This window comes from Candidatus Blochmannia sayi (nom. nud.), from assembly GCF_059935855.1.
This window is the reverse complement of record NZ_CP011796.1, coordinates 564,497-589,568: the sequence shown is the minus strand read 5'-3', so window position 1 is coordinate 589,568 and position 25,072 is coordinate 564,497. Positions and strand designations below refer to the sequence as shown.

The 25,072-nt window shown below is 28.7% G+C and carries 17 protein-coding genes, 1 tRNA gene and 2 pseudogenes; 7 read left to right on the top strand and 13 right to left on the bottom strand.

From position 1 onward, the window contains the following. Positions 1 to 252 precede the first annotated feature (252 nt). A complete protein-coding gene (gene ubiG, locus Bsayi582_RS02455; RefSeq protein ID WP_500816103.1) occupies positions 253 to 945 on the bottom strand; it encodes a bifunctional 2-polyprenyl-6-hydroxyphenol methylase/3-demethylubiquinol 3-O-methyltransferase UbiG in 693 nt (230 codons plus the stop codon). A gap of 292 nt (positions 946 to 1,237) precedes the next feature. On the opposite strand from ubiG, the gene gyrA reads away from it, so the two are divergent. The 3 genes from gyrA (at position 1,238) to Bsayi582_RS02440 (ending at position 6,621) form a co-directional block, all read left to right on the top strand. Continuing rightward, positions 1,238 to 3,802, top strand: coding sequence for a DNA gyrase subunit A (gene gyrA, locus Bsayi582_RS02450; protein WP_500815643.1), 2,565 nt, complete (start codon positions 1,238 to 1,240; stop codon positions 3,800 to 3,802). A gap of 512 nt (positions 3,803 to 4,314) precedes the next feature. Beyond that, complete coding sequence (locus tag Bsayi582_RS02445; RefSeq protein ID WP_500815642.1) at positions 4,315 to 5,430, top strand: porin; 1,116 nt, start codon at positions 4,315 to 4,317, stop codon at positions 5,428 to 5,430. Between the two features lie 90 nt (positions 5,431 to 5,520). Next, positions 5,521 to 6,621 (top strand): D-alanine--D-alanine ligase family protein, encoded by a 1,101-nt coding sequence (locus tag Bsayi582_RS02440; protein WP_500815641.1) that lies wholly within the window; start codon positions 5,521 to 5,523, stop codon positions 6,619 to 6,621. 256 nt (positions 6,622 to 6,877) lie between these two features. On the opposite strand, the gene rplY is transcribed toward Bsayi582_RS02440, so the two are convergent. After that, a complete protein-coding gene (gene rplY, locus Bsayi582_RS02435) occupies positions 6,878 to 7,171 on the bottom strand; it encodes a 50S ribosomal protein L25 (protein ID WP_500815640.1) in 294 nt (97 codons plus the stop codon). 962 nt (positions 7,172 to 8,133) lie between these two features. Here rplY and folE point away from each other — a divergent pair. Continuing rightward, on the top strand, positions 8,134 to 8,799 hold the full coding sequence (gene folE, locus Bsayi582_RS02430) for a GTP cyclohydrolase I FolE (protein WP_500816102.1): 666 nt from the start codon (positions 8,134 to 8,136) through the stop codon (positions 8,797 to 8,799). Between the two features lie 822 nt (positions 8,800 to 9,621). Here the strand turns inward: folE and metG are convergent. Next, positions 9,622 to 11,238, bottom strand: a pseudogene (metG, locus tag Bsayi582_RS02425) (methionine--tRNA ligase); the annotation flags it as partial. Between the two features lie 546 nt (positions 11,239 to 11,784). Here metG and gnd point away from each other — a divergent pair. Beyond that, positions 11,785 to 13,194 (top strand): NADP-dependent phosphogluconate dehydrogenase, encoded by a 1,410-nt coding sequence (gnd, locus tag Bsayi582_RS02420; protein WP_500815639.1) that lies wholly within the window; start codon positions 11,785 to 11,787, stop codon positions 13,192 to 13,194. Positions 13,195 to 13,500: 306 nt separating this feature from the next. Here gnd and hisIE read toward each other — a convergent pair whose 3' ends face one another. The 9 genes and pseudogenes from hisIE to sbcB all read right to left on the bottom strand — a co-directional run bounded on the left by hisIE (position 13,501) and on the right by sbcB (position 22,676). After that, positions 13,501 to 14,184 (bottom strand): bifunctional phosphoribosyl-AMP cyclohydrolase/phosphoribosyl-ATP diphosphatase HisIE, encoded by a 684-nt coding sequence (hisIE, locus tag Bsayi582_RS02415; RefSeq protein ID WP_500815638.1) that lies wholly within the window; start codon positions 14,182 to 14,184, stop codon positions 13,501 to 13,503. Then, entirely contained in the window at positions 14,178 to 14,954 is a 777-nt protein-coding gene (hisF, locus tag Bsayi582_RS02410; protein ID WP_500815637.1) for an imidazole glycerol phosphate synthase subunit HisF, read from the bottom strand. The genes hisIE and hisF overlap by 7 nt, the downstream gene beginning before the upstream one ends. Next, entirely contained in the window at positions 14,936 to 15,676 is a 741-nt protein-coding gene (hisA, locus tag Bsayi582_RS02405; protein ID WP_500815636.1) for a 1-(5-phosphoribosyl)-5-[(5-phosphoribosylamino)methylideneamino]imidazole-4-carboxamide isomerase, read from the bottom strand. The genes hisF and hisA overlap by 19 nt, the downstream gene beginning before the upstream one ends. A 4-nt stretch (positions 15,677 to 15,680) precedes the next feature. After that, positions 15,681 to 16,270 (bottom strand): annotated as a pseudogene (gene hisH / locus Bsayi582_RS02400) (imidazole glycerol phosphate synthase subunit HisH). Further along, positions 16,267 to 17,343 carry a bifunctional histidinol-phosphatase/imidazoleglycerol-phosphate dehydratase HisB gene (gene hisB, locus Bsayi582_RS02395; RefSeq protein WP_500815635.1) on the bottom strand — a complete coding sequence of 359 codons (1,077 nt, stop codon included), beginning with the start codon at positions 17,341 to 17,343 and terminating at the stop codon, positions 16,267 to 16,269. The pseudogene hisH and the gene hisB overlap by 4 nt, the downstream one beginning before the upstream one ends. A gap of 33 nt (positions 17,344 to 17,376) precedes the next feature. Then, entirely contained in the window at positions 17,377 to 18,438 is a 1,062-nt protein-coding gene (gene hisC / locus Bsayi582_RS02390; RefSeq protein WP_500815634.1) for a histidinol-phosphate transaminase, read from the bottom strand. After that, positions 18,410 to 19,747: a histidinol dehydrogenase gene (hisD, locus tag Bsayi582_RS02385; protein ID WP_500815633.1), complete on the bottom strand. Its 1,338-nt coding sequence runs from the start codon at positions 19,745 to 19,747 to the stop codon at positions 18,410 to 18,412. Before hisD ends, hisC begins: the two co-directional genes overlap by 29 nt. A gap of 4 nt (positions 19,748 to 19,751) precedes the next feature. Further along, complete coding sequence (gene hisG / locus Bsayi582_RS02380) at positions 19,752 to 20,651, bottom strand: ATP phosphoribosyltransferase (RefSeq protein ID WP_500815632.1); 900 nt, start codon at positions 20,649 to 20,651, stop codon at positions 19,752 to 19,754. Positions 20,652 to 21,191: 540 nt separating this feature from the next. Beyond that, positions 21,192 to 22,676 carry an exodeoxyribonuclease I gene (sbcB, locus tag Bsayi582_RS02375; protein ID WP_500815631.1) on the bottom strand — a complete coding sequence of 495 codons (1,485 nt, stop codon included), beginning with the start codon at positions 22,674 to 22,676 and terminating at the stop codon, positions 21,192 to 21,194. A gap of 344 nt (positions 22,677 to 23,020) precedes the next feature. On the opposite strand from sbcB, the gene tmaR reads away from it, so the two are divergent. Beyond that, positions 23,021 to 23,341 (top strand): PTS system regulator TmaR, encoded by a 321-nt coding sequence (tmaR, locus tag Bsayi582_RS02370; RefSeq protein WP_500815630.1) that lies wholly within the window; start codon positions 23,021 to 23,023, stop codon positions 23,339 to 23,341. A 551-nt stretch (positions 23,342 to 23,892) separates the two neighbouring features. Next, complete coding sequence (gutQ, locus tag Bsayi582_RS02365; RefSeq protein ID WP_500815629.1) at positions 23,893 to 24,864, top strand: arabinose-5-phosphate isomerase GutQ; 972 nt, start codon at positions 23,893 to 23,895, stop codon at positions 24,862 to 24,864. Between the two features lie 96 nt (positions 24,865 to 24,960). Here the strand turns inward: gutQ and Bsayi582_RS02360 are convergent. Then, a tRNA-Asn gene (locus Bsayi582_RS02360) sits at positions 24,961 to 25,036 on the bottom strand. Positions 25,037 to 25,072 lie beyond the last annotated feature (36 nt).

Below are 25,072 nucleotides of genomic sequence, written 5' to 3'. Positions count from 1 at the left end.
TTTAAAATAATTATAATTAGTTGTGTTTTGAAGATTATATATTGTGTGGTGTTGGTATTATAATTTTTTATTTAAAGAAATCATTAAAATAATGGAATACATATTATATTCACATATGTTTTGGTTTTGGTATGAATAAATAATTGTTTACAGTATTGTTAATCAAATTTTTATTGAACAATAATGGTCATGTTTCTTAAAAATAGTATTGTTATATTATATTGATTTAGTAATTACGTAATACAACAATATTTATTTTACGCGCTGAGTGTGCAGGATATAGTTTGTGTTGATGTTTTGTATTAAAGTGCATTTTTTTGTAAAGGGATTATAGTACAATCCAGTGATGTCTTGTGCTTCTAAAGTACTAGAATCAATCCATTCTAATAGCTCGGCTGGAGTAATAAATTTGTTGAAATTGTGAGTATTTTTTGGAATGATGTGTAAAATATATTCAGCGCCTATTATAATTAGTAACCATGCTGTAAAAGTACGGTTTAGTGTAGAAAAAAATACTGATCCACCTACTTTAGTCGCAGCAGAACAAGCGTGAATGATGGATGAAGGATTTGGTACGTGTTCTAATACTTCCATGCAGGTTATTACGTCATAATAATTAATATGGTTTAAAGAGTGGTGTTCTATTGTTTCTTGTATGTAATGAATATTTAATCCTTGGTTTGAGGCGTGTAGTTTTGCTGCTTTTAAAGCAGAAAAGTTCATGTCCAGTCCAACGACTTTTGCGCCTGCTTGCGCCATGCTTTCTGATAAAATACCTCCGCCACATCCAACATCTAATACTTTTTTACCAAATAATCCGTTGCTCTGTTCAATAATATAATTAAAACGCATTAAATTAATGTGATGTAATGGTTTAAATATACTGGATTTATCCCACCATTGAGATAAAGACGCGTCAAATTTATTAATTTCTTTTTTATCTATATTTTTATGATGTATTGTGGTTTTCTTAATAATTATCTCCTTTGTGTCAATGCCTTAGTACAACGATAAACATAAATTTTAAAGATTTAATTTTAGTATATGAATTATTCACAATGATTAGTTTGGTAGAATATGGTTATTAATTAAATCATATGTAATGACATCATAGACGTATTTATCCTATAGAATAATTTAAATAATCATTAAAGCAGTTTATATTATAGACTTAATAAATGATAGAAATAATTTTTAGTATATGTATAAACTAAAAATAAATAAGGGGAATAAATGCATGAATGATTTTGCTAGAGAAATTACACAAATTAATGTAGAAGAAGAATTAACACGTTCTTATTTAGATTATGCTATGTCGGTTATTGTGGGACGTGCTTTGCCAGATGTACGAGATGGATTAAAACCTGTGCATCGTCGTGTACTGTTTGCGATGCAAGTACTTGGTAATCATTGGAATAAAAATTATAAGAAATCAGCTAGAGTAGTAGGTGATGTTATTGGAAAGTATCATCCTCATGGAGATGCTGCTGTATACGAAACTATGGTACGTATGGCACAATCTTTTTTAATGCGTTATGTTTTAATAGATGGTCAGGGTAATTTTGGCTCAGTGGATGGTGATCCAGCAGCAGCTATGCGTTACACTGAAGTACGTATGTCTAAAATAGCAAATGAATTGTTATTAGATTTAGAAAAAGAGACTGTTGATTATGAACTTAATTATGATGGTACTGAGCAAATACCAGGAGTATTGCCTGCTAGAATTCCAAATCTTTTAATCAATGGTTCTTCTGGTATTGCTGTGGGCATGGCTACTAATATTCCGCCACATAATCTTTCTGAAGTGATTAATGGATGTTTAGCATTTACAGATAATGAAAACATTACTATTGAAGAATTGATGAAATATATTCCAGGTCCGGATTTTCCTAGTGCTGCTATTATTAATGATTGTAGTGGTCTTAAGGAGGCATATATTACTGGACGGGGTAAAATCTATATTCGTGCTCGTGCGGAAATTGAAACTGATATTAAAAGCGGTCGCGAGTCTATCATAATATATGAAATTCCTTATCAGGTAAATAAGGCTCGATTGTTAGAAAAAATTGCTGAATTGGTAAAAATAAAACGTATTGAAGGGATACATAATTTACGTGATGAATCTGATAAAGATGGTATGCGTATAGTTATTGAAATTAAGCATGATGCTATTAGTGAAGTAATTTTAAATAATTTATATTCTTTAACCCCATTACAGATTTCATTTGGAATTAATATGGTGGCTTTACATCAAGGACAACCAAAAATTATGTCTTTAAAAGACATTTTATCTGCTTTTGTATGTCATCGTCGCTCAGTAGTAATTCGTCGTACTATGTTTGAATTAAAAAAAGCACGTAGTCGTATTCATATTTTAGAGGGATTAGCTATTGCGTTATATAATATTGATTCTATTATTAAACTTGTTCGTCAATCTAACAGTTCTGTGGAAGCTAGTTCTGCTTTAGTGGCGTCATCGTGGGATTTGGGTAATATCCTGGATATGAGACAAATATCTGTTATTAATTTTTCTGAATATGAGTGCTCAGAAGTAACTAATACTATCTATAATAATAAATATCATCTTACGAAGAGTCAAATTCAAGCTATTTTAGATTTAAAATTGCATAAGCTTACTACTTTGGAGCACGAAAAATTGTTAAAGGAATATAGTAATTTATTAGAAAAGATAAAAGATTTAATTTCTATTTTGAAGGACCCAAAATGTCTTATGAGGGTAATTCGTCAAGAATTATTAGCTATAAAAGAGGAATACAATGATTTACGTCGGACTGAAATTAGCAGTAATATTGGAAATATTGATATTGAAAATTTAATTGATCAAAAGAATGTTGTAGTGACTTTGTCATATCAAGGTTATGTCAAGTATCAGCCATTAACAGATTATGAAGCACAAAAACGCGGGGGGAAGGGAAAATTAGCGACACGAATAAAAGAAGAGGATTTTGTTACTAGGTTGTTAGTAGCTAATACGCATGATACGGTTTTGTTATTTTCTAATTATGGACGTATATATTGGATGAAAGTTTATCGATTACCAGAGGCTAATCGCGGATCACGAGGTAAGCCAATTATAAATTTATTACCATTAGATGCGAATGAACGAATTACTGCTATTTTGCCAATTCAGAATTATGTAACAGGACATCAGGTATTTATGGCTACTAGTAGTGGAGTTGTAAAAAAAACACCGCTTACAGAGTTTAGTAGACCACGTAATGTTGGTATTATTGCGCTTAATCTTAATGATGGCGATGAGTTGATTGGAGCTGATATAACTGATGGTAGTAATGAAGTTATGTTATTTACTGCTTACGGAAAAGTCGTGAGATTTAAAGAAACTCAAGTACGTAGTATGGGTCGTTCGGCGATCGGAGTAAAAGGTATTCATTTATTGCAAGGTGATCGGGTAGTATCTCTAATTATACCGAAAGATAAGAGCTCTGTTCTTACTGTTACTCAAAATGGGTTTGGTAAACGTACTAATCAATCAGAGTATCCAATTAAATCGCGTGCTACTCAAGGTGTGATTTCTATTAAAGTTACTGAACGGAATGGTCATGTAGTAGGTGCAGTACAAGTAAATCAATCAGATCAAATAGTGATGATTACTGATTCAGGTCGATTGGTTCGTACTCGTGTTTCCGAAGTTAATATTATTAAACGTAATACTCAAGGAGTAATGTTAATTCGTACTGCATGTGATGAACACGTGGTGGGGTTACAGCGTGTTGTTGAATCAGTAGAAAATGAAAATCGTTTTATTAATACAATATTATAGAGAGTTTAATTATTATAAATTGATTGTTAATTTTAATATGTAGAGTTTTAAGTAAAAATGGGATATGTGTTTTGTATTTGTATAAATAAACATTGTATCATTTGTTGACTAATTATATATTGTTGGGTTTTTGGATAAAAATGTGATATATAGTGGTTTTTTGTAATATTTTTGTTAAGTGATGGTTACTTTTTATAAAAAAAATTTTTAAATAAAATTTTTTGTAATTATTTAAATTAATATGGTGTACATGAATATATATTGTGGTAGAATAATTCTGTTGTTATAGGGTTGTATGAATTATTAAATATTGTGAATTAATTGTAAATAATAGGTATTGTTGGTGATTAGTAGTAGTATTGGTTTGTTTTTGTGTATTTGTTTAAAATAGTTACTTTTCTTGAAAAGAATCAGATTATTTGTTATTATTTCAAACAATTGATGTATGTTGGCTGGTTTGATATATTGGTGTTGTTAATAGCATTGCTTACTATATAGTGTGAGGTGTTAATATGAAATTACGGTGTTTTACTAGCCTGGTTGCAACTATGGTTATGGCAAGCACTGCCGGGGCTGCTGAAATTTACAATAAAGATGGAAATACATTAAGTATGTTTGGTAGTCTTGTTGGAGGTTATTATTTTTCTAAAGATAATACTAAAGATGGGGATAATTCTTTTGTAAGATACGGTTTTTTAGGTAAAACGCATGTTAATGATCAAATAGTTGGTTTTGGAATGTGGGAGCATGAGATTTCCTTGCAGAATGTTGAAGGAGCTAATTTAAATAATGGTAAGACACTTCTTGGTTACGCAGGGGTAAAATTTGGAAAGTTTGGAAGTATTGATTACGGTAGAAATTATGGAGTGTTATATGATGTAGGAGCTTGGACAGACGTAATACCAGGGTTTGGTGGGGATATATCACTTGTAGATAATTTCTTGTCTAGTCGTAGTTCAAATGTTATTACATATCGTAATAACAATCTTTTTGGTTTGGTTGATGGTTTAGATTTTGCTTTACAATATCAAGGTAAAAATGATGTTAATACAGCAACTGGTCGTACTTTGAAAACGGCTAATGGAGAAGGATATGGAATATCTGCTTCTTATTCATTAGATAATGGGATTGCTGCTGCTGCTGCTTATACTAATAGTAAACGTACTACCGGACAAAGTAGTTTGGATAGTAATGTATATTTTAATGATAATGCTGAAGCTTATTCTGTTGGAGTTAAATATGATAAAAAGAGGATGTATGTTGCGGCTGTGTATGGAGAAACTTACAATATGACTCCTTTTGGAAATTTCTCTGATAATCTCAATTCAGAGCATATTTATGGATTTGTTAATAAAGCAAAGAATGTTGAATTAGTGGCTCAGTATCAATTTGATTTTGGATTGCGCCCTTCTGTATCTTATTTGCATTCAAAAGCTAGTGATATAGATAATGGTTACGGTAATTATCTAAAGAAGTGCGTTACTATTGGAACTAGTTATGTGTTTGATAAAAATGTTTTTGCTACCATGGATTATAGAATTAATTTGTTAAATAAAAATGATTTTGTTTATGCTGCTCAAATCGGTACCGATGATGTGTTAGCGTTAGGCATAGCATACTTATTTTAGTTGTTTATTTATAAAAATAAAAGGCGATGTTATTGAATAGATAATTCGCCTTTTATTTTTATAAATAAAGTAAAGTGTAAGGAATGTAGTATGTCTAAATTACGTATTGGTATCATTTGTGGAGGTCGTTCTTTAGAACACGAAATTTCGTTGAAATCAGCTATGTGTGTTGCTCAATTTATAGATAAATGTTTATTTGAAGTTATGATTTTATGGATAGATAAAAAAGGGTATTGGCACTTATTAAAAAATATAAATTCTAATCTTGAGCTCAAGCATTCAAATAATACATACATTTCTATTTTATTGAATAGTTATCCTCATCAATTTACGTTTAATATTACTAAAAGTATAAATTTGTTGTCAAAGTTTGATGTCATTTTCCCCGTAATGCATGGGGATTTAGGAGAGGATGGTTCTTTACAAGGTTTATTACGTATGATGAATGTGCCTTTTGTTGGGTCTGGAGTTTTAGCTTCATCTATAGGTATGAATAAAGATGTATCTAAGTGTTTATTACGTGACGCAGGTTTGTCAGTAGTTCCATTTAAAATTTTTTTTGCACATGATCAACGTTATATAAATTTTGACAATCTTGTCGATACTTTTGGTTTACCTTTATTTATAAAGCCAGTTAATCAAGGTTCATCAATAGGGGTTTCGAAGGTTATTAGTTATAAAGATTTTAATAAAGCATTAATTAAAGCTTTTTCTTTAAGTTATAAAGTATTAATAGAACCGTATATTGTTGGTCGAGAGTTAGAATGTGCGGTGTTGGGTAACGATAATCCAGAAATTAGTGTATGTGGTGAAATTGTTCTATCGGATGATAGTAGTTTTTATACTTATAATAACAAGTATATAGAGCGTAATGTACAGATCGTGATACCCGCTGTGATTAGTAATTCAATAAGTGATAAGATTCGTTATATTGCTTTACGTGCGTTTCAAGTATTAAATTGTTCTGGAATGGCGCGTGTAGATGTGTTTTTAACTCCAAATAATAATATTTTTATTAATGAAATAAATACTTTACCCGGATTTACTGATAACAGTATGTATCCTAGGTTGTGGGAGTCAACTGGGTTAAGTTTTCAAAAGTTAATTACAAAATTGATAGAATTAGCATTAGATTTTCATGATAAAGATAATAGATATTTTCATCACTTAAGCAGTGATGCGTATAGGTAGAGTAGGTGTGATTGTACATTATATATTTGGAATGGTAATAGGATTAATTTGAATTTTTATTTTTTATTGGTGATTTTATGATGGAGTTGTTTATAATTGAGCCATAATATGGCATGAAAGAATAATTGTATTTAGTTTATACAACAGCACAAATATTTTTGTTTCTTATAAGAAAAAATACAAATTACCATGTACAGCAAAGGTTTAATAAATTTTTATATTTTAAGTTTTAATATATGTAGTATGTGTTATCCGATTAAACGCGTATAAAATCAATATGGATCATTTTTAGTTTGAAAGGATGGTATTGTATTTCTTGTATTTTAACTGTAATGGATTGTTTATTTTCTATAAGTAGTATCATGACGCTGTTTTTGTGTAATTTGGTTGCAATATTAGGATGTGAAATGTCACACTGATTTAGTGTAATGGATAAGTTTGGCTCATTGTTTTTACCGTAAATATTAGCTGGGCATTTGTTTGTATTACGTAAAAGTCTAGTTGCGCTTTTTTTTTGATAAATACGTAAATTAGCTCTGATTGTCAACATTATTTTAATGCCTATCAATGTATCTTTTTTAAGATTGATGTTTTATGTTTATAAACTGTATAACTATGTGTATCGTATAGTTCAAGGTGTGTAGTTTGAAGTAAACTACTGATATAATTAGTATATGGTTTTTAATTAAGTTATGCAATATTATAGGATATTAATTTTAGTAAGATATGTTTATCATAATAATATTAAATAATATAAGCTAAGTACATGAAATGATTTTTATTGTTTTTATGAAATTAATTTAGATGATATTAAATATTTTAAGTTAAATTGTATATTATTTTAAAATGTATATATCTATATCTTTGATATAGAAGTTAGTGGTTTATTTTTTTTTAGGTTTTATGATTTAATATTTTATTTAATTTTGTAGTATATGATGAGATAAAATATTGGTAGGTATAAATAGTTTTGTTTGTAACTATTTATTTTTTAGTGTTTATTCTTTTAGAATATTTTTATTTTATAAAGTACATAATTTTTAGATTATTTATTGAGTAGGTTGATTTTTTATACTTATTATTTTCTATTTTTATAATGATAATTGAAAGCAAAAATTATTTATGAGTGCTATTTAATAAATATTTATATTGCTTAAGGATATAATATTGTGATACAAATGAAATATAAAGAAATAAATAGATAAATATGATTTTTTATTAATTGAATAGTTGAAATATATATTTTGTGTAGGTTATATACATTTATATATAGTAATGATGATATATAATGTATAGGAAATTATTTAAAAATAAATATAAAATGATAGATTGAACAGAATTCATTGTTTTATGAATGATTTAATTGGCTGGAGATATCATAATAGTAGAAATATGAAGCTTTAAATGTTAATTAACGTATATTAAATTTAATAGGTTATTTTTAGGTTTTTATTCATAATATCGTTATGTTATACGAAAATGTTTCGTCATCATTATTCTAGAGAAATCTATATGTCTATATTGACTCAAGAAGCGCGATTAGTACGTGATGTCTTATTAACGCGAGGATTAGAAAATCCACTAATTGAATTGAATATTAACGATCAAACACGTAGGCGTTGTATTGAAGATCACATGAGATCTATTGTGCATCTTTTGAGTCTTGATTTAAAGCATGATAGCTTATTGAATACTCCTAAACGAATAGCTAAGATGTATATAGAAGAAATTTTTTCAGGGTTAGATTATTTAAATTTTCCTAAAATCGCAGTTATTCAGAATACGATGCAAATGAATGAAATGATCACAGTGAGGGGAATTAATATCACTAGTACTTGCGAGCATCATTTCATTATTTTTAATGGTAAAGCTACTGTTTCGTATATTCCTGAAAAAAATGTGATAGGTTTGTCAAAAATAAATAGAATAGTGCAATTTTTTTCTAAAAGGCCTCAATTGCAGGAACGATTGACAAAACAAATATTTTTAGCATTACAAACGTTACTTAATACAGATAATGTAGCAATATTTATTGATGCAGTACATTATTGTGTGAAAGCTAGAGGTATTCATGATGTTAGCAGTAGTACTACTACTACTGCATTAGGTGGTTTATTTGAGTCTAATGTAAATACTCGAAAAGAGTTTCTGCATACAATTACATATTGCAATTATTAAGTCGTATTTTTATAAATCTATAGAATTTATTATTTTTTATACGGGATTTATAGAAAGATGTTTAATAACTTTGTGTGTGTATATGGTGGTGGTATATTGAAATTATATATTCATATATGTAAGGATTTGTTCTGAGTCGAATATAGATATAGGAGATTTTTAAATTTTTATTTTTATTGATAAAAATAAAAATTGTTGTTGTGTATTTGTTATTAAAAATTAATATATGAATTGGTTTTCGAAATTAAAATATAAAAACAATTAATATATATATTGACAGAAAAAAATTATATTGGTTATATGTGAACAAGTATGATTTCCTTTAATTGATTATAGAAAGAAATATGTTTTGAATATATATATATTTATTTAATTTTTAATTATTTAGTCAATTTAGGAAATGATTTGATATTATTTAGTAGCATTAATTTTTTTTTACAATTTATAATTCATCAAAGATATTTTTATTAAATAAAAAACATTTTGGAGTGATGTGAATTTTATTCGTATTAGGGTATTAGTCTGAATGATTTAAATAGAGTTAATAAATAAATATATGAAAGTGTAAATAGTGAATCTTAATAAGATGGATTGTAGTCAATTTTATTGGATTGTTATTGAGAATTATAAAATAATATATAATTTAGGTTGAAATATAAGTTTCATATGTTATTTTTTTGTACTATAAAATTTGTATAAATTATCGTGTTGTGCAAAATGTTTGCTCTATATTTATAATCTATATGGATTATAGATCTTATCAAGTGGATAAGATTTCATATTGTATGAGAATATAAAATAATGCTATTTCGATTTAGTAGTTATTAAAGATGAAATTTGATCAGAACTGATACGATAAAAATTTATTCTAAATTTATTAATGCGATGGTTTAATAGAGGTTTAGGGATCGTATCCCATGTAAGATGAGTGTTGAGGAAATGTTCACTATATTTAGCTAATTTAGGTAGAACTGGTTTTAAATAAATCATTAAAATTCGAAATAATTGAATACCCATAGAATAAATAGACCATGCTTCTTGTTGTCGATCTATTTTTTTTGCGATGTGCCATGGAGCGTTTTTATCTATGTAGCGGTTAGCTTCATCTGATAGTTTCATAATTTTACGCATTGCACAGTTAAAATCTCGTCTTTGAAATAATTCCCCTATGGGGTGTCTAGATTCAGCAAATGTATCATATAAATCTGGATGTGATAATGTTTTTGATAGTTTTCCATTGTGATGTTGATGTATAAATCCTGAATTTCTAGATGCTAAGTTTAGCACTTTGTTGATAATATCTGAATTTACTTTAGCAGCAAAATCTATTAGATTTAGATCAATATCATTGATGTTAGATGAAAGTTTTGTAGCATAATAGTACCTCAAATAATCTGGATGTAAATGCGATAAGTAATTACTTACATTAATAAATGTTCCTCTAGATTTTGATATTTTAGATCCATTTATAGTCACGTGTCCATGAACAAATATATTAGTTGGTTTTCGGAAATCACTACCTTCTAAAATGGCTGGCCAGAACAAACTATGAAAATAAATAATATCTTTACCTATAAAATGATATAGTTCTGTTTTGGAATCTAAGTCCCAAAAATCTTTAAAAGATATATTTTTATTTTTTTTGCATAAGTTTTTAAAAGTCCCTATATATCCTATAGTAGCGTCCATCCAAACATAAAAATATTTTTCTGAAGTATTAGGAATTTTGAATCCAAAGTAAGGTGCATCTCTAGAAATATCCCATTGTTTTAAACCTAATTTAAACCATTCTTCTATTTTATTGATTACTTCTTTTTGTATGCTTCCAGATCGGATCCATACATTTAAAGTATCGGTAAAAGCGGGTAAATCAAAAAATAAATGCTTAGTTTGTCGTATTGTTGGAGATGTTCCGGATATAACTGATTTTGGGTGTATAAGATCTAGAGATGTGTAGATAGCACCGCATATTTCACAATTATCTCCGTATTGTTCTGGTGCTTTACATTTTGGACATATGCCTTTCACAAACCGATCTGGTAAGAATATATTTTCTTTGAAATCATACAATTGAGAGATAAATTTAGATTTAATAAATCCATTATTTTTTAGTCGGAAATAGATTGTATGTAGTAATTCACGAGTTTCTTCGCTGTGAGTAGAATAATAATTGTCATAGCTGATGCCGAATGAATAGCAGTCTTGTTTATGTTCTTGTTGTATTTTAGTAATCATTTTTTCTGGTGTTATATTAAGTTGTTGTGATTTTAACATGATGGCAGTTCCATGCGCATCATCTGCGCAAATAAAATATACTTGATTGCCTTGCATACGTTGGTAACGAACCCATATATCTGCTTGTATATGTTCTAACATATGTCCAATATGTAGAGAGCCATTAGCATAAGGCAATGCACAAGTAACTAACATTGTTTTCATAGTTTTGTGATTATTATTTAAAATGATTAAATGTATTATATAATTATATATGTTTTTTTGCGATAGTTCGTTAAAGATATATATCTATTATTTAGCGATTATCATTAATGTTATATAATATTTAACATAAAAATGTTTACTATTATGTTAATAATAATATATATAATTATTTTTTAATAATTTTTATTAATGTTTAAATGATGTATTATAGCAATGGGTTTATGGTTAATAAAATATTTTGAGAGATTTATTGTTTATTTTAAATTTAGTTTAGTATAGTTATATTTTAAATTTTAGTTTGACATATACAATATGTATGTGTGTATATTTTATTTATATGTATATTTATTTTTTATTAAAAAAATAATTATAAAAAAATTTTTGTGTTTATATACATAATATATATGTTGGATATTGTTTGAAATTTTTATTTTTTTATATGTGATATATTTGTGTAGTAATTTTTATATACTGTAAAATAGTTATACATGAGATTGTTTTTATAAAGATATAAAACGTATTTATGTCACAAAGTAAGGAGTATTTATGCGTGAACAACAAAAAATTGGCGTTATTGGTATGGGGGTGATGGGTCGTAATTTGGCATTAAATATTGAAAGTAGAGGTTATCGTGTGTCTATATATAATCGTTCTAAGGCTAAAACTGATGCTGTTGTTATTGATAATCCCAAAAGAAATATTGTTCCATATTATTCAATAGAAGAATTTGTGTTGTCTTTAAATAAGCCTCGTTTTATATTTTTAATGATTACGTCAGGAATACATGTTGATAATATTATTAAAATGTTATCTTTTTATATAAGTCCTGGGGATGTTTTAATTGATGGAGGTAATTCATTTTATAAAGATACTATGCGTCGTAACGCTGAATTATTAAAAAAAGGTGTAAATTTTATTGGAGTTGGAATTTCTGGAGGAGAAGAAGGAGCCTTAAAAGGACCGTCTCTTATGCCCGGAGGACAGTTAAATGCGTATAAAATAGTTGAATCTATTTTTAAAAAGATGGCAGCACGTTTTAACGATGAAGCCTGTGTTTCATATATAGGACCAAACGGGTCTGGTCATTATGTAAAGATGATACATAATGGTATAGAATATGGGGATATGCAAGTAATTGCTGAGATATATTTTTTTCTGAAAAAAGTATTTCATTTGACCAATGAGGAGTTAGGAGAGATTTTCAACGAATGGAATAGAGGAGAATTAAATAGTTATCTTATTGAAATAACAAGTCGTATTCTTGTCAAACAAAGTATTGATGATTATTATATTCTTGATTCTGTATTAGATGTAGCGGAAAATAAAGGTACTGGAGCTTGGGCTAGTAAGGATTCTTTCGAATTAGGAATACCATTAAATATGATAACTGAATCGGTGTTTGCTCGTTATGTGTCTATACTTAAAAATCAACGTGTTAAAGCGTCAAAAATATTATTAGGTCCTGACAGTAAAATTCTTTGTGAGAATAAATCATTATATCTTGAAAAAGCACGAAAAGCTTTGTATCTTAGTAAGGTTATTTTATATGCGCAAGGTTTTTATCAGCTAAAGGTTGCTTCTGACAAGTATCATTGGAATTTAAACTATAAACAGATTGCTCAAATATTTTGTGCAGGATGTATTATTAGGGCTGAGTTTTTACAAAAAATTATTTATATTTATTCCCAAACTCCAGAAATTTCTAATTTAATATTGTCTCCATATTGTATGACTATAGCAAATAATTATCAACAAATGTTAAGAGATGTGATAGTTTGTGGAATTCAGCACGGTGTTCCTATGCCTACATTATCTGCTGCTATAGCGTATTATGATAGTTATCGTAGTGATGTACTTCCTGCAAATCTTATTCAAGCACAACGAGATTGCTTTGGAGCTCATACTTATATGTGTGTCGATAAAGAAGGTGTGTTTCATACTGATTGGTTAAAATGAATAATAGTAATATAATAATAATAATAATAAAATATTGTATTATACGTCATATTAATGGTGGGTTTTGATATTTGTGTTGTAATTTATTTGAGTATTATTAATTATATTTCTTGATACGTAGTATTTTATATTAAGGGTGTAATTTATTTATTATTTTAAAAAAATAATATTTTTTGGATTTGGTTTTTCTATTAATAAAAATTTAGTGATTTTTGATCATACATTAAGTAAAATTTAATTATAAATTTATTATTTAGTTTGATTATGTTTGAATTATTTTAATGTAATATTAGATAAGATATTATTTTATTTATTATTGCTATTTGGTTTATTTTGTTGTATTTTATGATTTGTTCGTGTGTTGTTGTGGTTTCTAATTTTTAATTCTTGTATAATTGTGTTAAAAGTTAATGATTTGTGTTGTAATAAAACTAAAAGGTGATAGACCAAGTCTGATGCTTCGTTAATAAGTTCTTTCGTATTATTACAAGAAATTGCTGCAAGAGCAGTTTCTAATCCTTCTTCTCCAACTTTTTGAGCAATTCGTTTGATACCACTGGCGTATAAACGAGATGTGTAGGATGTATTATTCTCAGGATGTAATGGTATCTTTTTTTTTGCAGAAATAATTTTTTCTAATTGATAGATAAAACTTATGTCTATTTTAGCCGGATAGAAACAGCTATTGGTATTGTTATGACAAGTAGGTCCATTCGGTAAAACAAAAATTAATAAAGTATCATGATCGCAATCTGAATACCAGTTCACCAATTTTAATATATTTCCAGATTTTTCTCCTTTAGTCCATAATCTGTGTTTACTGCGTGAAAAAAACGTGACATGTCCAGTTTTTTCTGTTTTTAGCATTGATTCTTTGCTCATGTGTCCTAGCATTAACACTTCTCCTGATTTGGCGTGTTGTATAATAGCAGGTATTAAGCCTTGATTTTTAGTCCAATTTAATTGTTGATATTTATTTGTAATTAGCATAATCTAATATTTATTCCTTTTTGAATTAAGAAATGTTTTAATTCGTTAATATTAATGATGTTTTTATGAAACACTGAAGCTGCTAATGTTCCATCAACACCAGCGTCGCGAAAAGCTTCCAAGAAATGTTTCAAAGTGCCAGCACCGCCAGAAGCTATAAGTGGCACTTTACAATGTTTTTTAATATGTCGTAATTGGTCTAAATCATAACCATCTTTTGTGCCGTCTTTATTCATCATATTTAATACTATTTCTCCTGCTCCATATTTTTGCACTGTTTTTACCCAATCCAATGTTTGCCATGTTGTAATTTGCGTACGAGAACTGTCTCCAGTATAGCATTTTACTTGGTAAATATTTTTTTCAGAGTTATACCAAGTATCAATACTGACTACAATACATTGTTTACCTAAATGATCAGCTAATTCTCGTATTAATATTGGATTTCTTAAAGCAGGAGAATTAATTGAAATTTTATCTGCTCCAGCTGCAAGAATTTGTTTAGCTTGTTTTAATGTATTGATCCCTCCGGCAACACAAAATGGTATATTTATTATTTCGGCAATTTGAGAAATCCATTTTTTGTTTACTGTTTGATTATTAGGTGATGCTGCAATATCATAAAATACTAGTTCATCGGCTCCTTCTTGAGCGTAACGATGAGCTAAATCTAGGATGTCTCCTACAATTTTGTGATGTTTAAATTGTATTCCTTTTATTACTTTATCGTTAGCTACATCGAGACAGGGAATTATCCGTTTTGCCAACATGATATCGCCTCAGCAATAGTAAATTTATTTTCTAGGAAAGCACGACCAATAATAATTGATTTTATTCCAGAACGACGTAATTTAGATATTTCTGTTAATTTATGAACACCGCCAGATGATTGAAATAATATTTTTGGCCAAGTACTACATATTGATTGATATAATGATATATTACTACCCAATAAAGTTCCATCTTTAGAGATGTCTGTACAAATAACGTGTTTTAATCCTATGGTGTAATATTCTTCTATTATTTGTTCTAACTGTAAGTTAGTTTCTTTTTGCCAGCCATAAATAGCAACTTTATGATTTTTTGTAGAATAAATACGTATATCTATTGCTAAAACTAATGTGTTTGGATCAAAATATTCAAACCATTTTTTTACTATTTTTGGTTGCGTGACTGCCATAGAACCTAATACTACACGCGTTGCTCCTGATTTTAGAAGAATTTCTATATCTTTAGCGCTGCGTATACCTCCGCCTATTTGTATTTGTGCTAGAGGATTAGCTTCTTTTATTAATTGATTAACCAATAAAATTTGTCTTTTTATTGGATTTTGAGCTCCAGTTAAATCGACTAAATGTATTGTTTTTGCTCCTTGTTGTATGTACTCTTTTAATAGTGATACAGGATTTCCGTAATGAGTTTTCATATGGTAAGATCCCTGATACAATCTTACTATATTACCGTTAATAATATCTAATGCAGGAATAATCACGAGTTTACATCTCCAAAAAATTTTTTACTAACTGTTGTCCGGGAAATCCTGATTTTTCAGGATGAAATTGAACACCAAAAAAATTTTTATATTCTATAACTGAACTAAATGATTGTCCATAATTTGTTTGGGAAATTGTTACATGACATATTTCTATAACATAACTATGTGCGAAGTAAAAATAATTATTTTTTTTGATGCCATAAAATAAACAGTGTTTTTTCGGAATAGTAATAGTATTCCATCCCATATGTGGTATTGGAAAACCGTAGTATTTTATGTGTTTAACTGGTATGTTAATAATTTCTAAAGTTTTTATGCCATTATTTTCTTCACTCATAGTACCGAATAACTGCATGCCCAAGCAGATTCCTAATATTGGTTTGGTGCAATTTTGTATCAATTCGACTAGATTTTTTTTTTTAATTGTTTCATTGCAGATAAAGCACTGCCTACTCCGGGTAAAAATAGTTTATCTGCTTGTGATATAATATCAGCTTTGTCACTTATTGTTGGATTATATCCTAATCTATGTAACATAGTTTTTACAGAAAATAAATTAGAGCAATTAGTATTTATAATGACTATATTCATAGCAATGTTCCTTTAGAACTCGGTATATTATTATTATTTTTATTTATATAAATGGCTTGACGTAATGCTTGTCCAAAAGATTTAAATAAACTTTCTGCTTTATGATGATCATTTTTACCAGTTGCTTTTAAATGTAATGTACAACCCATTTTTGTGGATAATGATCGAAAAAAATGTTCTATCATTTCAGTGCTAAGGTCTCCTATTTTTTGAAAATTATATTTAGCTTTGTAACAAAAATATGCTCTTCCAGAAAGATCTAATATGCATTGTGCAATGCTTTCGTCCATTGGCAGAACAAATCCAAATCTTCTAATACCGTATTTATCTTTTAATGCTGTACTTAGAGCTTCTCCCAATACTAAAGCAGTATCTTCAACAGTATGATGGTCATCTATATACAAATCACCTTTTGTTATAATGTTCATACGAAATCCAGCGTGAATAGCTATTTGCTGTAACATATGATTAAAAAAATTAATTCCAGTATCAATATAGCTTTTATCGTTTTGATCAAGCCATATTTTTATGTCTATATTAGTTTCTTTAGTAACGCGATGAATATGTGCTGATCTATGATGTTGTATTAAATAGTCTGTGATTTTTTCCCAATTAAAATTGGTGCGATGATATTTGATGCCTTGAATATCCATATTTTTTGCTAACAGCATATCGGTATCCCGATCTCCAATGACATAGCTATTGAATTTATTTAGTTGATTGTTATTTAACCAAGAAGTTACTAATGCGGTTTTTGGTTTGCGACAATTACATTGTTCTTCGGGTAAATGAGGACAAATTAGTATTTGATCGAATTGAATATCTTGAGATTTAAATATTTGAATCATGAGATTATGTGGTTTATCAAATTTTTCTTTGGGAAATGTAGTGCTTCCTAGTCCATTTTGGTTAGTAATCATAACAAACTTAAAACCTATATTTTTTAGCGTTATAAGAGCAGAAATGACGTGTGGTTCTAATGATAATTTTTCTAAAGAATCAATTTGAAAATTGTCTTCTGGTTCATTAATTAGAGTTCCATCACGATCTATAAATAAAATTTTATTACTCATGCGCACTCCCATATCTATTTATGTAGATGATTGCTAAATATGTAGTTTTTTTAAAATAGAAATTACGTGTTTGCATTCATTATATGTGCCGACAGTGATACGTAAGCAATTAGTGAGTCCTGGTTGATTACTTTGATCTCTTACAACTATACCTTGACGTAACAATGTATTAAAGACTTTATATTTTGGATAAAATTTAACTAATATGTAATTAGCGTTACTATTAAATACTTTTTGAACGCAAGAGCGTTGTTTTAATTCTGAAATTAGTATATTTCGATTGTTATTAATCGTAGCTATTCTATTTTGAGTATATTGTATATTTTTAGGATTTAAAGCTTGTTCTGCAATATCGATTACTGGAACGGCTAGTGGGTAAGGTGTGATTACTTTTTTTAATAAATTAATAATTTTCGGATTAGCTAAAGTAAAACCACAACGCAATCCTGCAAGTGCAAATCCTTTAGACAAAGTTCTCAAAATGATTAGATGTGGGTATATAGATAACCAGCGTACTAAACTTGCACTGGGACAAAAATCGATATATGCCTCGTCAATTACCAATAATGCTCGATCTTGAATGATTTCTAATAATTTTTTTAACCTGTTTAGGTGAATAAGATTTCCAGTAGGATTATTCGGATGGCAAATATAAATTAGTTTAACATTGTCTAATTGTGATCTAATGGCCATTAAATTAAGTTGCCAGTTCTTTTTTTTTTGTATCATTCTGTAACTAATTCCTAAAATTTCTGCGGTTGTTTTGTACATTCCATATGTTGGAGGGCAAAATATAATGACGTCTTTTCCAGGGTTACAAAAAACTTTCATTAATAGCTCGATACTTTCATCGGCTCCTCTGGATACTAGAATTTGATTAGATTGTACTCCAGCATAACAAGCGTAGTTATTGATCACTTCTTGTGGTTGACACATAGGATATCTGTGAATTTTTTTGCAACGAAGTCGGTAGTTAGGAGCGATTGGAAATTCGTTGGCGTTTAGCCACGTGTTGCCCGAATTTGCTAATTTCCTGGCAGATTGATAAGGTTTGAGAGTTAATACATTATTTCTGACCAGATAATGAATGTTCATTTTGTTCCTTGATATGTTTTATACGATGTGTTACAGCATATTCATGGGCTTTTAGTTGCTCAATTTGTGTTAACGTTATAATAGTTGATGATAGTGTTAATAACCCATTTTTGGTTAATTGTTGTACTGATATTCTTTTTTGAAAGTCTATGACTCCTAGTCCTGATGTAGCAGTCGCATGACCATATGTAGGTAATACATGGTTGGGTCCGCTTGCATAATCCCCAGCAGATTCCGGGGACCAATTTCCCAAAAATATTGATCCAGCATTAATAATATGATCTAAGTAATCTGAAGCATTTTTAATTTGAAGTATTAAGTGTTCTGGGGCATAGGTATTGCTTATAGCAAAACATTCCATTAAATTGTCAGTAATAATAATACGACTATTTATTAATGCATTATTAATTATATTTTTACGTGGTAGTATTTGTAATTGATTATGGAGTTCTTGTTTTGTTTGTTTTGCAATGTGTGCATCATGTGTTATTAGGATGACATGTGAGTCAGGTCCGTGTTCTGCTTGTGATAAAAGATCTGCCGCAATAAAAGTAGGATTAGCTGTGTTATCTGCTATGATTAATACTTCGGAAGGACCTGCTAACATATCGATAGCTACTCCATTTGGCATAAGATTGACTTGACGTTTTGCTTCAGTAACCCAGGCATTGCCTGGTCCGAATATTTTATCCACTTTTGGGATAGATTCAGTGCCAAACCCCATAGCAGCAATAGCTTGACTACCACCTACTTGATAAATTTCCTTGATTCCGCAAAGTTGTGCAGTATATATAATTATATTGGAAATTGGCGGAGGGGAACATAATATCACGCGTTTACATTGAGCGATACGAGCTGGAATACCTAACATCATAACTGTTGAAGGTAATGGAGCAGTGCCTCCTGGTACATATAATCCAATTACATTTAATGGGCGAGTGATTTGTCGGCAATATACTCCAGGAAAAGTTTCTAAATTTATTTCCGAGTAATATTGTTCTTTATGAAATCGTGTTATGTTGTTTATTGCTACGTGTATTGCTTGTTTTATTGTGTCAGATAAAGAATGACCTGATTTCCTGATAGTTTCAGGAGAAATTTTTAATTGTTGAGTTTGTACGTGATCATAATCAATATTAAACTTAAATAAAGCACGATCTCTTTTTTTATAAACTTGTTTGAGTATATTTTTAACGTTTATATAAATATTTTTTAAGTTATTATTTATTGGACGGACAAGTATTGTTTTTTGTTCAGATTCAGAACAATTATTCCAATAAACAGATATGGGATATTCATGTGAGATCATAATGTTATTCCATCATTTTTTCTATTGGCAATACTAAAATAGAGCTGGCTCCAAGATTTTTTAGGTTTTCCATGGTTTCCCAAAATAATGTTTCATTACTTACCATATATATTGCGACACGATGTTGATTACCTGCTAATGGTAATACTGTCGGGCTTTCAGCTCCAGGTAGTAAATTAATAATTTCTTCTAGTTGTTCGGCAGGAGCGTGTAGCATGATATATTTAGATCCTCTAGCTTGTATAACTCCTTGAATACGGATCATTAATTTATTTATTAAAGATTGTTTTATATTTGATAGTTTTCCAGATCGTTGAATGAGACATGCTTTAGATCGATAAATTACTTCTACTTCATGTAATCCATTAGCTTCTAATGTAGCTCCGGTAGATACAAGATCACAAATTGCGTCTGCCAATCCGGCGCGTGGTGCTACTTCTACTGATCCATTTAGTAAACAGGATTTAAAATTAATACCTAATTTGTCTAAGTATTGTTTTAATAAATGTGGATACGAAGTAGCAATTCGTTTGTTTTGCAAACATTTTGGTCCGTCCCACGGCTCATCTATTGGTAAGGCCATAGATAATCGACAATCTCCAAAATCTAATCGACGTAACATAATATAATAGGGGTCATCTCCTTGTGATCGCCTTGTTAGTAATGCTTCTTCTAATACATTTTCACCTATAATGCCTAGATCTACTATACCATCCATAACTAAACCGGGGATATCATCATCTCGAACTCTCATAATATCTATAGCCATGTTCTCTGCAAATGCTAGTAGACGTTGTTGTTGTAAATTGATTTTAATTCCACATTGTTCAAGAAGTTGTTGAGATTCTTTGCTTAATCTACCTGATTTTTGCATCGCTATTCGTAATCGTGATCTATCCAGCATGATATTGTTACCTTCTGTAAATAATTTATTACTATAATTAAGTATTTTAATAAAAATTTTTGTGATAAAAGTATTTTGGAATTTTTAATGAATAAAATATTTAAAATTATCCTTATTGTTAATTTATTTAGAGGATTTCATTAGAAATATGACTGATAAATTAATATACGAAAATACATAGTTTCACTAAAAACAATTTTTATTACTCTAATATTTTATCGAATATAATTATGTTTGTATAGGGTTAAATGTTATAAATATGTTTTGTATTATACACATATAATTAATTATTTTAATTTAAATTGTATAATGCTTTAAAGTATTTGTATGTATCAAGTACATTAAAAATAAACATATAAAATATTAAATTACAACTATGATTGTATATATGCATTCATAGTATCTCTTAATACATATGTGTTTTTATAAAATGATATTGTTTTGAGTAATTGTTGTATTTTTGATTAATTTATTTAACTTATATTATAAATATTGATTTTTATATATGAAACAATGAAAATTGTGGATGTGAACGAAAGATTAAAACATAGCATCATATAGGTATTGATAGTATTGTCGTAATAGATATATGAGTTTTGTTTTTAATGTATTATGTTTGTACATAGATAAAAGTTTGTTTAATTCGTTATTATAAGATTTGGTTTGATTTTCGTTAAATAATTTGTTTTTTCGATAGTTTAACCATTTTTTTTGTTCTTGTATGTTTAAAGTATTAGGAAAATTACGAGCTTTATAGTAGAATAATAATTCTGTTAAACGAGTATCAGCGTTTTTGGTACATATTTTTGTTAATGCTTTTGGATTAGTTTTTTGAATGTTTTCAATTATTTTACGATCAGTGTTATTAAAAAATCGACGATACAGTTGATTATCTACGTGGGTATTGTAGTGGGAATATTGCTTACTCATATAAGAGTCAAGCATTGTGTATAGTGTGCTTATTTTTGTTCTTAGATGTATACTATTTTTATGAATTCTAATTAAATTTAAGTTTCTTAAACAACATTGATAATTAATGGTATTTTTTATAATATTGGGGTTTATTTCATTAAAAAAGTTTATTGGTATTAATATAGGGCATGCGTTCAATCGAATTAAATGCAGTGGTATTTTTTGTATGATTTCATGTATTGTTATTTGATTAGAGAATAATTTGCAATATATAGTATTTGAGTTTAAGTGAAATAAAGTATCTATATTTCTACTTAGGTCACATACTACTAAAATGTTGGGATTAATGGGATGTCGAGCAATAGGAGCTATATAATTTATAAAGTTATTGTACTTGTTATTAATTTTATTGGTTATGAATATCAAAGGATTTATGATATCTAAGTCTATAATTTTTTGTAGTTGATACTTAGTGCGATGGTTGAACAAAAATTGGAATAACTGTGGGTGTGTTTTTTTTATTAATTTTGTTAATTCTAAAGTAGCAAATATATCTGAAGTAGCATCATGTTTATTTAAGTGTTGTATAGAATTTGCACGTGTTAAATCTTCTAAACGAAAACTAGGTTTTTTATAAGCATTTAATGGCCATGTAATACCATGTGGATATAGTGTATAATAGGCACGTAATACATGTAATAGATCCCAACGTGAATTTCCTTGTGCATAGGCCCATGTATATGGATCATAAAAATTTCTGTAAAAAATGTTTCTACTAAATTCATCGTCAAAATGAATATTATTATAACCAAGGATACAGGTATAAGGTGTAGAGAATAATTGATAGATGCGATGGGCGAATTTAGGTTCAATTAATCCATTGCGTAAAGTGTCTTGTGGAGTGATTCCTGTAATAAGCACGGATTTTGGATCAGGAAGATAGTCTGGTGATAAACGGCAGAATAAGACCTCTTTTTTTCCTATAGGTTGTAACTTACTATTGACACGGATTCCAGCAAATTGAGCGGGTCTGTCTAGAGCTGGATTTATGCCAAAAGTTTCATAATCATAGAAGAAAAAACTGGGTTGTTTAATATTAGAATCTAATGGCATATATGTATTTCAATTTTAAGTTAAATCAAATTAAATGATATTGAATTATTCATTTATTATTATGAATAGTATGTTTTATATTTATTTAATAGTTATATATGTACTGATATACAAAATATTTATTAACATTAGTATTAATATATTTATGAAATATAGTAATATTGTAATAAATATTAGCGATATTAGCGAGCAGTATAATTAGATTATTATTATTTATGCAGTGAAGATTAGTGTTGTATGATACTTATTATATTTTTATATTAATGTTTATTTGATGATTTTGGGTATATAGAATCTTATAATTTTGGAAATTTTTTGAAAATGAGTATCAATAGGATATTATTATGAGCGCTGATGTGAATCAATCGTTTTATGATGTATTGGAATTTGTGCGAATGTTCCGTCGTAAAAATAAATTACAACGAGAAATTGTTGATAATGAAAAAAAAATTCGTGATAATCAGAAACGAGTATTATTGTTGGGTAATTTAAGTGATTATATTAAATCTGAAACGTCCGTAGAAGGAATACAAGTTATTATTTCTAATATGCGTAGTGATTACGAAGATAGAGTGGATGAGTATATAATAAAAAATGCTGAATTATCAAAAGAGCGTCGTGAATTATCAAAAAAAATAAAAAGTTTTAAAGAATCTGTAGTTTGATTAAATATAATGAGTTCTAATATTTATATTAGATTTATTTAAATTTATTGTTTAGTACGTCTGTGATTTATTATTTAAATGTTTAAGTATATGGAAATAGGATGTTTGTGCGCATACGAGAAGTGTTAAGTATAATAAGTATATAGAGTGGTGTTGTTATTTTAAATTTTATAATAAGTAATACGAAAAATATTATATATTGTAATATGATGTTGTTAAATGATTCATATGAGATTATTAAATCATTATTAATAAAGACTTGGTACATGAAATTTAACCATGATATATTATAGATGTTTTGATATGTATATGGTACTCATAGTATTTTAATTGTTGATTAAATAATTTTTGTGTTTTTTGATTGGACATTATATTGATTATATGTGGAAATGGATATTTAAAGTTTGATTATTATATATTATAAGTTATCATAGTATATATTTTTAATACTAAAAAAGAGGCAGAAGATTATAGATTTTTGTTCATGTAAATATATTTTGTTTAATGTTGCAGTTTGATATATGTCATTTTCAATGATTATGTGGTAATTAATGATTGATGATGTATTGTTGTTGGAATATGCTAGAGAAACTTTAAAGATCGAAATTAACGAAGCTCAAAGAATGTTAGATCGATTAGATAAGAGTATTGTGTTTGCTTGTGGCATATTATTAGATTGTACTGGAAAAGTTGTAGTTTCTGGAATAGGTAAATCAGGGCATATTGGAAGGAAAATTGCTGCTTCTTTAGCTAGTACGGGTACTCCTGCATTTTTTGTTCATCCTGCAGAAGCTCTGCATGGTGATTTAGGTATGATTGGAACAAAAGATGTAGTGATGTTTATTTCTTATTCAGGTCGTGCCTATGAAATAATTACTTTAATACCATTATTAATAGACAGTGGTATTCCTGTTATCGCTTTGACTGGTGATATTAGTTCTCCTTTAGCTAAAAGGGCTACATGTGTTCTTGATATAAAGATACAAAGAGAAGCTTGCCCTATGGAGCTTGCTCCTACTTCCAGCGCAGTTAATACTTTGATGATGGGTGATGCATTGACAATGGCTATCATGAGATATAAAGGATTTAGTTTAGAGCAATTTGCTCGATCTCATCCAGGAGGTAGATTAGGTGCTCAGTTACTAAATTGTGTGTATCATTTGATGCGTACTGGAGAACATATTTCAAAAGTTTGTTGGGAAGTTACAGTGATGGATGCGATGTTTGAGTTAAGTCGTACTGGACTTGGATTGATTGCTGTATGTGATAAGCGTTCTCATGTTGTAGGAGTATTCACTGATGGAGATTTGAGACGTTGGATGGTTCAGGGAAAATCTCTTGATGACCCTATTAATGTTGCCATGACTGAACCTGGTTACTATATTCCGCAAGAATGGCGTGCTAGTGTAGCATTGAAAGCTTTGTATCAACGAAGAATTACCGCAGCACCAGTAGTGGATAAATTTGGAGTATTGGTAGGTTCAATTAACATGCATGATTTGCATCAAGCTAGAATAGAGTAACTGTTCAAAATTTAGTTTGGTATATGGCGTACAACAAATATTTTATTTAAAGACTGTATATAAAATAAAAGTATTATTACTTTAATTTTTATTATTTGGCTCCTCTGACTGGATTCGAACCAGTGACATACGGATTAACAGTCCGCCGTTCTACCAACTGAACTACAGAGGAACTAGTAGATTTGGTTGATGATGCGTCAGTTGAATG

What these genes read in the sequence shown, in the direction of transcription:
- Bsayi582_RS02440 (WP_500815641.1), top strand. Translation starts at nt 5,521, where the DNA reads ATGTCTAAATTACGTATTGGTATCATTTGTGGAGGTCGTTCTTTAGAA.
- folE (WP_500816102.1), top strand. Translation starts at nt 8,134, where the DNA reads ATGTCTATATTGACTCAAGAAGCGCGATTAGTACGTGATGTCTTATTA.
- hisF (WP_500815637.1), bottom strand. Translation starts at nt 14,954, where the DNA reads ATGTTGGCAAAACGGATAATTCCCTGTCTCGATGTAGCTAACGATAAA.
- hisG (WP_500815632.1), bottom strand. Translation starts at nt 20,651, where the DNA reads ATGCTGGATAGATCACGATTACGAATAGCGATGCAAAAATCAGGTAGA.
- hisC (WP_500815634.1), bottom strand. Translation starts at nt 18,438, where the DNA reads ATGAACATTCATTATCTGGTCAGAAATAATGTATTAACTCTCAAACCT.
- sbcB (WP_500815631.1), bottom strand. Translation starts at nt 22,676, where the DNA reads ATGCCATTAGATTCTAATATTAAACAACCCAGTTTTTTCTTCTATGAT.
- hisIE (WP_500815638.1), bottom strand. Translation starts at nt 14,184, where the DNA reads ATGCTAATTACAAATAAATATCAACAATTAAATTGGACTAAAAATCAA.
- tmaR (WP_500815630.1), top strand. Translation starts at nt 23,021, where the DNA reads ATGAGCGCTGATGTGAATCAATCGTTTTATGATGTATTGGAATTTGTG.
- hisD (WP_500815633.1), bottom strand. Translation starts at nt 19,747, where the DNA reads ATGATCTCACATGAATATCCCATATCTGTTTATTGGAATAATTGTTCT.
- hisB (WP_500815635.1), bottom strand. Translation starts at nt 17,343, where the DNA reads ATGAGTAATAAAATTTTATTTATAGATCGTGATGGAACTCTAATTAAT.
- Bsayi582_RS02445 (WP_500815642.1), top strand. Translation starts at nt 4,315, where the DNA reads ATGAAATTACGGTGTTTTACTAGCCTGGTTGCAACTATGGTTATGGCA.
- gyrA (WP_500815643.1), top strand. Translation starts at nt 1,238, where the DNA reads ATGAATGATTTTGCTAGAGAAATTACACAAATTAATGTAGAAGAAGAA.
- gnd (WP_500815639.1), top strand. Translation starts at nt 11,785, where the DNA reads ATGCGTGAACAACAAAAAATTGGCGTTATTGGTATGGGGGTGATGGGT.
- rplY (WP_500815640.1), bottom strand. Translation starts at nt 7,171, where the DNA reads ATGTTGACAATCAGAGCTAATTTACGTATTTATCAAAAAAAAAGCGCA.
- gutQ (WP_500815629.1), top strand. Translation starts at nt 23,893, where the DNA reads ATGATTGATGATGTATTGTTGTTGGAATATGCTAGAGAAACTTTAAAG.